Raw genomic sequence first — 12,944 nt, 5'->3', positions numbered from 1 at the left:
AAAGCTTTAATGCCGCTCGGGCGCCAGTCCCGCAATCAACGCCCGGCGCGCACCGTCGAAAAGACGGGCATAGCCTTCCACGCCCATCAGCAGCACTTCCTTCAGCCCCTTGAGCGGCGAGTCCTTCTCCGTGCGCTCGCCCCATTCGACCCACGCATCCGCGCGGCCGAACGTGCACTGCATGAGACGACGCTCCTCGTCGAGCGTCAGCGTTTCGAAGCTCAGGCCCAGATGCGCGCCGGCCAGCCGCGTCACGCGCACGGGAAAATGGAACTGCCGCTCGCCCCGGCTCACGACGACGCCCAGCACATCGCCCGCATCGAGCGCGAGACTGCCCGGCTCCACGACCAGCCCGAGGCCGCCCGTCGAATAGTCGCTCGTCGTGCACGCGATCATGCTGCCGTCGTTGAGCACGAGCGTCGCGGGCATCGTCATTGCGATGCGATGCGTCACGCGCACCTGCTTCGCCTCCCGCGCCACGCTCACCGCCGCGCCGAGCATCACCAGGTTGTAGAGCGTCCAGAAGACGTTCATCAGGATGGTCGCGGCTTCGTCGCCCGCGCCGAACACGAGCCGCACGACGCCGACCGACATCGCCACGGCATTGAGGCCGAGCAGGAACAGATACGGCTTGCTCATCGCCCAGTCGATGTACGTCTCGTCGATGCGCCCGCCCTTGTCCGTCACGTTGAACTTGCCGTGCTTCGGGCTGATGAACGCGACGGTCGTCGGCAGCGCGATATACCACGCGAGCACCGACTCATACACTTCCGCCCAGAACGAATGCCGGAACTTGCCCTGCATCCGCGAATTCGCGATGTTCGCGATCACGATGTAAGGCAGCACGAAACTCGCGATCGTCGTCGCCGCCGCGTTGATGAAGTACATCTGGAAGAACAGGTACCACATCGGCATCGTCAGAAAGACGAGACGCGGAATGCCGTAGAAGAAATGCAGCATCGCGTTGCCGTAGCACAGGCGCTGAAAGAAGTTGAGCCCGCGCCCGAGAAACGGATTGTCGATGCGGAAAATCTGCGCCATGCCGCGCGCCCAGCGCGTGCGCTGCTTGATGTGGCTCGCGAGGCTTTCGGTGGCGAGACCGGCCGCCTGCACGGTCGGCAGATACGCCGTCGTGTAGCCGCGCCGATGCAGCTTGAGCGCCGTATGCGCGTCCTCGGTGACGGTTTCCACCGCGATGCCGCCCACTTCCTCCAGCGGCGCGCGCTTGATGACCGCGCACGAACCGCAGAAGAACGTGGCGTTCCACAGATCGTTGCCCGCCTGCACGAGGCCATAGAACAGGTTGCCTTCGTTCGGCACGCGGCGGAACGTGCCGAGGTTGCGCTCGAACGGATCGGGCGAGAAGAAGTGATGCGGCGTCTGCACCATCGCGCATTTGGGATCGGCGAAAAAGGTGCCCATCGTCGCCTGCAGGAACGAGCGCGTCGGGACGTGATCGCAATCGAAGATGGCGATGTACTCGCCCGTGGTCTTCGCCAGCGCCCGGTTGATGTTGCCCGCCTTCGCGTGCTTGTTGTCGTCGCGCGTGATGTAGCCGATGCCCGCCGCGCGCGCCAGCGCCTCGAATTCCGGGCGATGCCCGTCGTCGAGCAGATACACGCGCAGCTTGTCCGCGGGCCAGTCGATACCTTGCGCGGCGAAGAGCGTCGGCTTCACGACGGCAAGCGGCTCGTTGTACGTCGGGATATAGACATCCACGCTCGGCCAGTCCGCCGGATCGTCGGGCAGCTTCGACACCGCGCGCTCCAGCGGCCACGCGGTCTGCACGAAACCGAACAGCAGCACGATCCACGTATAGGCTTCGGCCCCGTAGAGCGCGTAACCGACGATCCCCTCCATCGGCGTGCGGAAGTCGAGCGTCTGCGTGGTGCGCCACCAGATATAACGCGCGGTCACGAGCATCGCGATGGTCGCGAGAATCAGCACGGGCATGCGTCCCGGCAGCCGGCGAACGATCAGCGCGAAACCCGCGAGCACCACGAAAAACGCGAACTGGCCGCCCGTGCCGAGCGGCGACGTGCCGACCGTAAGCCAGATCAGCCCGCCCAACGCGGTCATCGCCGGGAGCGCCCAGCGCACGCGGCCGATGCGCGTCGCGCCGCCTTCTAGACGCGCGCCGACACGCGCCCACGGCAGGCGGTCGATTCGCGCGTCGATTGCGCGCTTGACCGTGACCATCGCGAGCACCAACGGCGTCAGCATCCGTTCGACGGCATCGAGGATGTGCGCCGCGCGCGCGGTCATCGGCCGGCCGCCTTCACGCGGCGCGCGAACGAACGCACGCATGAGCCACGCCCACGGATCGCGCACGTCGATCACGCCCCACTCGCGCGCCCACGCGAGCACGAACGCGCGCAGCAGGTCGCGGGCGATGTCGCGCCGGCCTTCGCGCGGCGGCTTGAAGAAGATTCGCACGCACCAGTCGAACGGCGAGCGTTGCGCGGGCAAGCCGAGTCCTAGCGCGATCCACTCGACGGCGCGCTCGCGGCGTGTCTTCACGTTCGTCGCATTCATGCTGCGATGCTCGCTTCGAGCGCGGGGAGCCACGCATCGACGTGACGCGCGAGGCCGTGCAGGTCGTGCGAAGCCTGCGTATGCGGCGCTTCGTCCATGACCCACGCGCCGCGCGCGAACGCCTCCGGCAGCGCCGCTTCCATGTGGATGCGCTGCGCCACCGGCAGGCCGCCCGCCGCCGCGCGCAGCATCGCGAGGACATCGCGCTGCATCTCGCGCGCCGGATTCAGGCGATTCACGACGATCCGCACATCGCCGCACGCATCGAGCAACGCGGGCAGATGGGCGACGAACGTCGCGCACGCGGCGGGATCGGGCGGACACACGCACAGCACGAGATCGGCGGCGCGCGCGGCCTGTTGCGCCTGACGGGACGGATAGCGCGGCGTGTCGATCACCACGACGCCGCTTTCGGGCAGCGCGACCTCGGCGATCGCGCACTCGAGCCATTGCGGATGCGCGGCGAGACGCGCATCGCAGGCGGCGGCTTCATCGAGCGTGAGCTGGCCGTGCGGCACGAAGAGCACGCCGTCGTCGTTGCGCCACGTGTATTCGTGCCAGGCGCGCGATGCGTCGGTCAGCGCGTGTGCGATGCCGCGCGGCGCGAGCGCATCGAGTCCGAGCCATGCGCCGAGCATGTTCTGCGGATCGAAGTCGATCGCGACGACATCGCGGCCGCGCCGCGCGAGCAGCACCGAGAGCGTGGCGGCGAGCGTGGTGCGGCCCGCCCCGCCCGTCGTCGAGACTACGGCGATGGTCTTCATGCTTTGTCCTCCGGGCGGACGGCATCGGCCTCCGGCAGCAGCCGCCCATTGAGCGCGACCGCTTCGATGCGGCACGGCGCCGCGTCGCGCGGATCGAAATGACGTGCGGCGATGAGGCCGCGGCGCGCGCTGCGCCGCTGCCAGACGATCCACACGGGCGCGCCCGCGAGCGCACCGATCACGGCGAAGAACAGCAAGGTTTCCATGTCAGTTTCCCGGTTCGACGAGCGGCATGCGGGCCCGCACGGCCCGACGCACGTGCGTCGCGGTTTCCGTATCGACGGTCAGATCCGCGTGCTGCCTGCGCGCTTCGTGTTCGAGCACGTCGTGCAGCGCGTCGAGTTCCGCGCGCGCGCGCCGCACGGAATCCGGTTCTGCGGCTGCGGCGGGTTTATGAGCGGGCGTCGCGGTCGCGAACAGATCGCTGTAGTCGGCAGAAGGCGCGCGCCGGTTCGCCGCGTCGAGCGCATCGAGCTCGGCGGCGATGCCTTCGTTCGACAGATACGTCACCTTCTCGGCGATGCTTTCCACCGGCGCAGTGAAGATGCGCGCGAGCGCGGCGTCGGCATCCGAGAGCCGGCAGCCGAAGAGGAAGACGTAGCAATGCGTGGCGTCGGCGGTGAAGACGTCGCCGGCGCGGCGCGGACGGCAATGGCCGAGCGCATCGACGTGGGCAAGCGACGGCGGCAGCGCGAGCTTCGCCAGCACATGCGGCAGACGCAGCATCGCGCCGCGCGTCAGGGCCGCCTGCGCCTGCGCACAGAACGCGGCGACGTTGAGATAACCGAGCGCGGCATCGGCGAGCGATGCGGCGAGCGCCGCGCGGTAGTCCGGCATCAGCGGACGCGTATAAAGCTGGCCCTGCACCGACTGCACGATCGACTCGAGCCGCGAAAACGGCGTGTCGCGGCCGACGACCGCGTTCGCGCCGAGGCTCAGCATCAGCAGTTCGTACTGGTGACGCAGCACTTCGCCGCGCTCCACCACCACGATCTTGAGCGCGCGTCCGCTGCGGCGTCTGAGCGCATGCACCGCTTCGCACAGTTGTTCGAGTTGCGCGCCGTTGCGATGCGCGAGCAGGACCGTCGCCGCGCGCGCGTCGCGGCACGCGGCCACGACGGCGTCGCGGTCGTCGAGCACTTCCCAGTTGCGCGGCACCCACGGCTCGTCGCCGGTCACGGCGCGGCACACGACGACGCGGTCTTCGTCATGCGCGATCCGCATCGCTCCGCTTTGCGTGTCTGGCGATGCGACGCTCAGCCGGCCATCGCCGGTGAAGCGCAGCGCGCGGACGTCGCCGGTCACGAGCGCCTTGCCCGCGCGCCAGAAGTTGACTTGCCAAAGCAGTTCGCCATTCGCTCGCCGCACGCGCGCCACGCCGGCGCACGCGCCGTTCAGCTCGCGGCCGCCCGGCTTGTCGGCGGCTTCGTCGAAATCGGGCGATACGTCCGATTCGGGCGCGGCGGCATTGTCGCCGAGCAGGAGGAGCATCGTGACGCCGCGCGTCGCGCACCAGTCCGCGAGCAGGCGTCCCTCGCGCACGAGCGCCGCCGTATCGCTCCAGGTGAACCAGCGTTGCGCGCCTTCGACGATGTAAAGCGCATCGCGGCGCAGGCCGAAGCGTCTCAGCGCAAGCAAGCCGCCGAAAAGACGCGCGAGCGCGGGCGGCGCTTCATTGTCGGCAGCAGCGTCCGGCACGCCAGGCATGGCGAGCACGTTGAGCCGGCGGGGCCAGCCCGGCGTCGCCGATCCCGACAGGCCCAGTTCGCGAAGGCGCGCGGCGGCGTCGCCACGTTCGCGCGCGAGCACGACCGTCACGGGCCGCTTGCCCGCCGCGCGTACCGTTTCCCAGATGAGGGCATCGCATTCGGGCGAACGCGGCGCGGCCTGCACCGCGTACAGCGCGCCGTGCTCCAGCGTCGCGAGATCGCCGGGCAGCGCATCGATGCCGAGGCGCGCGGCCGTGTCGTCGTCGCGGGACAGCCGCGAGCGCGCGAACTGCGCAAGCGCCGACAGCACGCCGGGCGCGCGCGGCGATGCGGTTTCGGCCGCGACCGTGGCGCGTGTGGATCGATTCGAATCGGTGCTCATTGTTTCTCCGCCGCCGGTCAATAGCTCGAATACAGCCGCACCGGCGACGGGCTGATGCGGTAATCGTCCTTGCGCGCCGAGAAGGCAAAGCGCGCGTAGACCATGCCGGAACTCGGCGCGTAGTCATGCGAGTGATCGATGCTCAAGCGCGCCCCGACGGCCAGTTGCGGATTCACGCGATACTCGACAGTCGCCGCGACGCCATACGAGAAGCTCACGCCCTGCGTCGAGCCGCCGCTGAACTTGAACTGGCCGGCATCGACCGGAGAAAGTCCCGCCACCGACGGAAGCCCGTTCGGGAAGTACGGCGAATCTTTCTCGTAGGAATTGGAGACGCCGGCCGTCACCGTGACGTCCCACATGAAGCCGTTGCGCTTGCCCATGAATTCCAGCGGCACGCCGAGCGACAAATACCGCTGCGGGCTGTAATAGCCGCCCTGCCCGAACGTGTAGTAGCGCAGGTTGTCCGTGTAATGCCACGCATTGCCGACGAGACCGGTCAGCACGCGCATCGTCGCGCGCTGATACACCGGCACGCTGAAGCCGGTGCGCAGCGTGAATTCCTGATTGCTCGCGACATTGCGCCCGGTCAGCGCGCCCACGCCGATATCCGCGAAGGTTTCGATCCTGCCGATATCCGCGCCCACATGAACATCGACGCCATCGCGCCGCACGCCGCCCCAGACGGTATGCGTGAGCGGATCGGTGAGTCCCGCGTAGGCGAGTTCGCTGCTCGTTACCGGACGGCGCGACGCCGACACGGAGAAGCTCGCGGGACCGGCATCGATCCGGTAACGCGCGCCGCCGACGAGGTAATGCACCGGAAAGCCGAGCGGCGTCGAGCCGAGATCGAAGCGCCACCTGTCCGAGACATAGCCGACGCCGCCGCCGAGGCCGTTTGCGTGCTGGTGGAGGTCGCCGGAAGTGACGGCGCCCGCCGCATAGCTGCGCAGCGCCGCCGCGTCGGTGAAGAAACCGGCCGTCGTGCCGAACGTGTTGACGACGAACGGTATCGTCGATCCGCCGAGGCCGCTGACATCGAGCGTCCCCGCATCGAGATGAACCGCATCGGCATGCAGGAAGAAATGCCCGTCGTAGCGATACGGGATCTGCACATAGAGCGGCGCCTGCTGCGCGTGGTACTCGGACACGCCGGCATCGCCTGACTTGTAGGCGGGAATCCAGCCCGTCTCCACTTCGGGATTGCGGCGCTGGCCGAGATCGTCGAAGGCCGACTGCGCGGGCGTCGGGCGGATCGTGCCGGCGGGCGTGCCGAACGCGGACACGATGCCGGATGCGCGCTCCTGATCCATCGACAGCCGATACAGCGACGCCGCATCCGCGTAATCGCCGAGGTCTTCCGCGACGCGTCCCGCCTGCAACGTGACGTCCGGCCGCGCCGGATACGCGACGCGCAGCGGCTGCACGACGCCCTGCGCGTCCTGCGGGCGGCGCAGCGCCGACAGCCGGCGTGCGGCGGACAGGCGCGTGTCGATATCGTCGGGCGGCGCGGCGTCGATCACGCGGCGCACGATGGCGAGCGCGTCCTTGCGGTCCCCGCTGCCGCCGCTGTCGCCGAGCACGCGCGCGAGCGCGAGTTGCGTCTCGGCATCGTCGGGCGATGCCGCCAGCACCGGCGCGAGCGCCGCGCGCGCCGCCGCGTAGTTGCCCTGCGCGCGTGCCAGATCGGCGACTTCGAACGCATAGCGCCGGTCGCGGCGGCCGGCATCGCTGACGGTGGCGAGCAGCGCGCGGGCGCGCGCATAGTCGGCTGCGGCGATGGCGTCGTCGGCCTGGCGCAGCACCATCCGCAGCGACTGGTCTTCGAGCCGTTCCGACTGACGCGGCGTCAGCGTGCCGGCGCCGCGCACCTGAGCGAGCACATCCGCGAGTTCGGTTTCACGCCGCGCCGCGCCCAGCAGATCGCCGTAGCGCAGGCGCACATCGGCGTCGGTTTCCTGCGGATGCGCGGTCATCCAGTCGCGCAGCAGCGCAAGGCCACGCGCCGTCTCGCCATGATCGATATACAGCGAGCCGATCGACGCGAGCATGTCCGGATCGTCGAACGCATCGGACTGCGCGCGGCCGAGCGAGCCTTCAGCCGCGGCCGCATCGTTGCGTGCGTAGGCGGCGCGGGCGTCGGTCAGCGCCTGCTGCGCGTCGAGATTGCGGGCGAGCGCGCGCATCCCGTCGGTGCGCTCGGCGTCAGGCACGGGCGCGAGCGCGACTCGTGCGCCGGCCAGATCGTCCGTCGAATTGCGATACAGCGCGCTCGCGTAACGCATCGGCGTGGAGGCGTTGCGCGCGAAGCCGTCGTCCATGACGGCGCGCCCCAGTTGCGGCAAGCCGAGATCGCGATAGATGCGGGCGAGCGCGAAGCGTGTCCACGGCTGATCCGGCTCGACGCGCAACGATGCTTCGTACTGCTGCGCCGCCGGGCCGTTCATGCCGCGCTCCGCGAGCCGTTGCGCGTCGGCGGCGATGAGGTCGGCGCGCATCGCGACGAGGCTCTGACGATCGTCGGCAGCGGCGAAGCGGCTCTGCAGCGCCTTGAAGAGCGGCCCGACCTGATCGCCGCGTCCGGTGCTTTCGAGCAGCGTGCGCGTGCTGCGCAGCGCCGACAGGCTGGGCGCGGGACCCTCGAGCTGCGCGCGCAGCATCGGCTCGGCGGCGCGCCAGTCGCCTTTCGCGAGGAGCGCATCGGCGAGCATCAGCTGGGCGTCGGCGTTGCCCGGCTGCATCGCGAGCGCCTCGCGCGCGTAGCGTTCGGCATCGGCCGGCCGGCCTGCGCCGGCGGCGTCGCGCGCGTGCGCGAGCGTGCCCCAGAACTGCGCCGTGCGGGCGAGGCTCTGCCATTTCCCGCGATTGTCGGCGCCAAGCGTGGCCGCGCGTTCGAAGAGCGCGCGCGCCTCGTCGCGTTGGCCCGCGCGCATCCGTACGAGACCCAGACCGCCGACGGCTTCGGCATCGCCCGGACGCGCAGCCGCCGCACGCGCGAGCAGCGGCTCAGCCGCCGCGAGATCGCCGCGTGCCAGCGCAGCCAGCCCGCGTTGCTGGGCGATGTAATCGGGATCGCGCTCCAGCTTCTTCTGCGCCTCGATGCGCGCGTCGAGCAGATCGGCGCGGTCTTTGAACTCCGTGTCGTCGGGGACGAGAACGAGATACGCGCGCAACGCGGGCAGATAAGCGGCGTCCGCGCCCGCCGACTGCAGCACGTGACGCCACACGTCGAGCGCGGCGTTGCGGTCGGTGTCCGTGCGCGTCGCCAGTTTCCACGCAATGCGGTTCGCCTCGGCGCGCGTCGCGTCGCCGGCGTTGAGCAGGCGCGCGAGCGTCAGCGCGGCGTCCACGTCGTCGGGATCGGCGGCGACACGGCGATGCAGCGCATCGAGCGCCTCGTTCCGGCGCGCGGGCGTCGCGGCGATCATCTGGTAATACTCCGCGCCCAGCGCCCCGGACGGCGCGCCGCTCGGAAACAACGCGACGAGGCGGCGCGCGGCTTCCTCGGACTGGCCGCTTCGCGACAGCAGCCGGATGGTCGCCATTTCCTGACGTCCGCTGACCGCGACACGATATTCGTCGTCGACCTGCCGCGTGAGGAGCGCGTCGGGCGCGGCGGTTTTCATGCGCGCGAGCGTCGATTGCGCCTTTTGCGCCTGGCCGAGCCGCAACTGGATACGCAGCAGTTCCGCGAGAAGGCGCGGGTCGTCCGGCGCGATCAGCAACGCCTTGTCGATGGCCTGCAACGCGAGATCGTCGCGATGCCGGTTCGCCCACGCGCGCGCGGTGCCGTAAAGGCGCTCGGCCATCGGCGGCAGCGAAGGCGCGTCGGCTCGTGCCCTGGCATTGCGACCGGCATCGGGGATCGCCGCGTGCGCGGTCGTCGCGGGCCATTGCGCCGCGCACACGACGCTCGCCGACATCAGCGCGGCCCGCAGCAGGCCCGGTCGGGTTCGAAGCGCGCCCATCAGCGGGTGCCTCCGCATTGCGAAGCCGCCGTTTGCAACGCGCCATCCGCTGCAAAGCGATAACGCCCCTCGCGCCAGCCGAGGCCGAACAGCGTCAGCACGCTCGTGTAATAGCCGGGCGCGGTTTCGCTTTCCGCGCGGGCGGCTTGCGCGTCCGCGAGACGGGTCTCGCCGCGCGCCATGAGAAACGGAACGGCGGCGGCGGAAAAGCCCGCGTTGCCGTCGTTCGGACCGGCGCGGCCGGTGCGCGTATCGACGCGTTCGGGCGGCGCACCGTGCTCGCCGATATACGCGGCGAACGGCGTGAAGCGTTGCAGCAGAGCGGCGCGCGCATCGTCCGACGATGCGAGCATTCCCGCCCACAGATAGACGCGGATCGCGTTATACGCGCTCTCGGCTTGTGTATCGTCGTCGGGCTGGAAACCGTGATTCGTCCGATACAGCGCCCAGTCCGGGGAGAATCCGCGCGGCGCGGTATCGGCCAGCATCCGCGCCGACGATGCGGCAAGACGCGGCCAGCGCGCATCGCCGGAAAGACGTGCGCCGATGCCGCGCATGACCTGCAGCGGCGCATAGCTCGGATTCACGCGCCACGAGTCCGCCGACGCATGAAAACCTACCGGCCCCGGCAAGAGCGTGAGGCCGAGACCGGGGACCATCGCGCTTTCCTCGTCCAGCACGCGCCGCGCGAGCGATGCGCCCCGTGCCGTATAACTGCGCTCGCCCCACGCGCGGCCCGCCTCCAGCAGCGCATAGGCGATCCACAGATCGGCGTCCGATGCGGCGTTCGCATCGAGCATGCGGAACGCGCCGGACGCGTCGCGGCCCCACAGCCACCCGGGCAGGCGCGCGGTGAGGTCGCCGGCGGCGAGATTGTTTTCGGTCCAGTGGAGGATCGTGTCGAAGCTCGCGCGGTCGTTGGCGACGAGCGCGAAAAAGAGCGCATACGACTGCCCTTCCGACACCGTGCGCTCATCGGCGGAGCCGACGTCGATCACGCGGCCATCGTTCGAAACGAAGCCGCGCTTGAACGCTTCCCAGCGCGGCCACGACGGCTGGCAGGCAAGCGGCGCTTCTGCCGCTTGCACGGCGCTTTCGCTCGCGCTTGCAGTCGCGCAAAGCGCCGCCATTGCGATCGCGCAGGCCCGACGGCGAAGAACGGAAGTCATCGCTCAAAGTCCCTTGCGGCGCGACGCCAGTTCCTGCAGCGCGGCGAACGCGGCGACGGCGAGCAGCAGGCCCGAGAGCGCGCCGAAAAGGCCGAGCAGCACCGGATGCGCGACCGCGTGACTCCACAGCTTCGCGTACCACGGCACATAGCCCACCACATAGCTTTCGCCCACGCGCATGCTGTCGACGCCGCCGCGCCGCACGAGCGATACGTCGCCCTGCACCTGCGTGATGCGGTCGGGGCGTTCGAGCACGTCGAGCAGATCGTCGAGACGGCCATGATCGGTTGCGGCGAGCGCGATCACGCTGCGCCCTTGCGCACCGGGCGACTGGAAGCCCATCAGCGCGGCGAGCGGTCCGCTCTGATCGAGCGATGCGCCGCCGTGCGTGACGCGCTTGCCGTCGCGCCACTGCTCCCGGATCGAGAACGACGCCTGCGTGACGCCATCCTTCGGCGCGGCAAGCTGGGCGATGGAAAGCGGCAGCGCATCGCGCCAGCGCGCGAACACCGGCGACGAGGGCGCGCCGCCGATCACGAGCAGATCCTTCTGCGCGAGGCCGGGCAGGTCGCCGGGACGCGCGATCGTCACGCGCAGGCTCGGCAAGCCGGTCCACTGGCCCATGTGCCCGAGCATCGTGAGCATCGCTTCGAGTTCGGCCGGCGCGGGACGGTCGGGAATCACGATGGCCGTCTGCGAGAGATCGGCGTATCGCGTGAACGGGAAGCCGCTGTTGGCGAAGTACGCGAGATTCGGCATCTGCGCGTAATGCACGAAGCCGGAGAAGTCGATGGTCGAATCGGGATCGACTGCCGCGCGCGCCGGATTAGTGGCCACGCCCGCGCAGAGGCCGGTCTTCTGCGAATCGAGATTGAAGCGCAACTGCAACTGGTTCGCGCTGCCAACGCGGAACGCGGGAATGTCGAGCGTGTTCGCCGCGCCGCTGTTCGCGCCGGACAAGAGCGGCAACTGGATGCGGCCCTCGCTGTCGTCGGCTTTGGCGACGGGCAGGCGGAACGACTTCACGAGCTGATCGTTGATATCGACGGCCAGCGCGGAGTTGTTCTGCACCGTCGGCGCGGTATAGCGGTACTTCAGGTTCAGCGGCACGCCCGCGGAGTTCCATGAGAACAGATCGGCGGGCACGCGCAGATTCAGGCGGATCGCATCGGGCGTGCTTCCCGACACCTGCAGTTGCGACGGATCGCCGACGAGTTCCCTGAAGCTCACGGGGCGGTTCGTCGGCATCCAGCGGGGCGCGTCGTACGGCTCGCGCGGCTTGCCGATGTCCACGCGCGCCACTTTCGCGAACGCGCCCGACATGGCCGTGCGGCCGAGCACCAGCGCATAGACGGCCTGATCGACTTCCGCTGCATTGCGGCCGGTCACGATGAGCAGCTTGCGATCGGCGGAAGCGGGGTTATCGGCGACGAGAATCGCCGGACCGTCGATGCGCGGCAGATCGAGCCCCGCCGGCAAGCGGTCGCGCGTGCCGATGACGACTGCGTGCTCGTTCGCGGGCAATGCGCCGAGCGCCGGAAAGCGCGCCTGCCGGTAGTCGGCGAGCGCGCCGAACCACGACGCGAGCACGCCCGCGCTTTTCAGGGTCGCGCTGTCGGGCGATGCCGGCAGCACGAACGGCAGCGTGAGGCGGTTCACGTCGCGGGCATCGAAGAACGGCGCGGGCAACAGCGCGAGGTCGTTCGGCAGTTTGATGGGCGCGGTATCGAGGATGAATTCGCTCGCCGGGCTGACGTCGGCCCACAACGCGGTGTTCGCGGGATCTTCGCAGTGGTCGATCGTGTAATGGCCAATGAAGCGCAGCCCGAACTGGTTGTAATCGGTGAAGAGGCGCGGATCGAGCGGAAAGTCCTGCGTGACCATCGAGCCGGCGTGTTCCTTGTCGAACGGCACGGTGGCGATGACTTCGTTGTTGATCGACACTTTCACGTGCGACAGCGGAAACAGCAGCGCGGGCGAATACGTGTAGCGCAGCCGCAGGCGCGCGCCGGTCACGACGCGATCCAGCCGCACGCCGAGCGATACGGAGCGCGCGTCTTCGAGGCCGCGCAACTGCAGCGGCTGCCACGCGCCAAGCGCGGAGAACGGCACGTGAACGGTCGTGGCGCTGGCGTTTGCGCTGACGTTTGCGCTGACGTTCGCGCTGGCGGGCGCATCGGGCGCTGGAGGAATGGCAGCGGCATCGAGCGCGCTGGCGGCCATCGCCAGCGACAGGCAGAAGCGGACGGCGGATTTCATCGGCAAGTCGGGAAGGCGTCGTGGGCGCGCGCGGCGCGGCGGTTATGTGGCATCGTGGCGACGGTTGCGGGCGTACTCGTCGTCGCGCTCACGCTCACGCATGAATTTCCGCACCCTTGCTGACGAAGAGCGGGCGGAACAAACGCATAATGTCGGAC

At 69.4% G+C, this 12,944-nt stretch carries 7 protein-coding genes; all 7 read right to left on the bottom strand.

Annotated elements, in window-relative coordinates; all coding sequences use genetic code 11:
- Nucleotides 1-6: 6 nt before the first annotated feature.
- Genes bcsA through bcsB form a run of 7 tightly spaced genes read right to left on the bottom strand, consistent with a single transcriptional unit; the run spans nt 7 to nt 12,786 of the window.
- Nucleotides 7-2,535, bottom strand: a complete 2,529-nt coding sequence (bcsA, locus tag P9255_RS01095; RefSeq protein WP_309768443.1) for a UDP-forming cellulose synthase catalytic subunit — start codon at nt 2,533-2,535, stop codon at nt 7-9.
- The gene (bcsQ, locus tag P9255_RS01090) at nt 2,532-3,299 is read right to left on the bottom strand and encodes a cellulose biosynthesis protein BcsQ (RefSeq protein WP_309768441.1); all 768 of its coding nucleotides are present in this window, start codon (nt 3,297-3,299) and stop codon (nt 2,532-2,534) included. Before bcsQ ends, bcsA begins: the two co-directional genes overlap by 4 nt.
- Nucleotides 3,296-3,505 carry a hypothetical protein gene (locus P9255_RS01085; protein WP_309768440.1) on the bottom strand — a complete coding sequence of 70 codons (210 nt, stop codon included), beginning with the start codon at nt 3,503-3,505 and terminating at the stop codon, nt 3,296-3,298. Before P9255_RS01085 ends, bcsQ begins: the two co-directional genes overlap by 4 nt.
- 1 nt (nt 3,506) lies before the next feature.
- Nucleotides 3,507-5,390, bottom strand: a complete 1,884-nt coding sequence (gene bcsE, locus P9255_RS01080) for a cellulose biosynthesis protein BcsE (protein ID WP_309789046.1) — start codon at nt 5,388-5,390, stop codon at nt 3,507-3,509.
- A gap of 17 nt (nt 5,391-5,407) precedes the next feature.
- Nucleotides 5,408-9,376, bottom strand: coding sequence for a cellulose synthase subunit BcsC-related outer membrane protein (locus P9255_RS01075; RefSeq protein WP_309768436.1), 3,969 nt, complete (start codon nt 9,374-9,376; stop codon nt 5,408-5,410).
- Nucleotides 9,358-10,527: a cellulose synthase complex periplasmic endoglucanase BcsZ gene (bcsZ, locus tag P9255_RS01070; RefSeq protein ID WP_309768434.1), complete on the bottom strand. Its 1,170-nt coding sequence runs from the start codon at nt 10,525-10,527 to the stop codon at nt 9,358-9,360. The genes P9255_RS01075 and bcsZ overlap by 19 nt, the downstream gene beginning before the upstream one ends.
- A gap of 3 nt (nt 10,528-10,530) precedes the next feature.
- Nucleotides 10,531-12,786, bottom strand: a complete 2,256-nt coding sequence (bcsB, locus tag P9255_RS01065) for a cellulose biosynthesis cyclic di-GMP-binding regulatory protein BcsB (protein ID WP_309789045.1) — start codon at nt 12,784-12,786, stop codon at nt 10,531-10,533.
- Nucleotides 12,787-12,944 lie beyond the last annotated feature (158 nt).

Origin of the sequence: Caballeronia sp. LZ019, from assembly GCF_031450825.1 — a bacterium.
Taxonomy (GTDB): Bacteria; Pseudomonadota; Gammaproteobacteria; order Burkholderiales; family Burkholderiaceae; genus Caballeronia.
Note: the sequence above shows the minus strand (reverse complement) of the source record. Positions and strands in the feature narration are given on the sequence as shown.

Excerpts from the sequence above, each read along its gene's own strand:
- bcsA (WP_309768443.1), bottom strand. The coding sequence starts at position 2,535 with ATGAATGCGACGAACGTGAAGACACGCCGCGAGCGCGCCGTCGAGTGG.
- P9255_RS01085 (WP_309768440.1), bottom strand. The coding sequence starts at position 3,505 with ATGGAAACCTTGCTGTTCTTCGCCGTGATCGGTGCGCTCGCGGGCGCG.
- P9255_RS01075 (WP_309768436.1), bottom strand. The coding sequence starts at position 9,376 with ATGCGGAGGCACCCGCTGATGGGCGCGCTTCGAACCCGACCGGGCCTG.
- bcsB (WP_309789045.1), bottom strand. The coding sequence starts at position 12,786 with ATGAAATCCGCCGTCCGCTTCTGCCTGTCGCTGGCGATGGCCGCCAGC.
- bcsZ (WP_309768434.1), bottom strand. The coding sequence starts at position 10,527 with ATGACTTCCGTTCTTCGCCGTCGGGCCTGCGCGATCGCAATGGCGGCG.
- bcsQ (WP_309768441.1), bottom strand. The coding sequence starts at position 3,299 with ATGAAGACCATCGCCGTAGTCTCGACGACGGGCGGGGCGGGCCGCACC.
- bcsE (WP_309789046.1), bottom strand. The coding sequence starts at position 5,390 with ATGAGCACCGATTCGAATCGATCCACACGCGCCACGGTCGCGGCCGAA.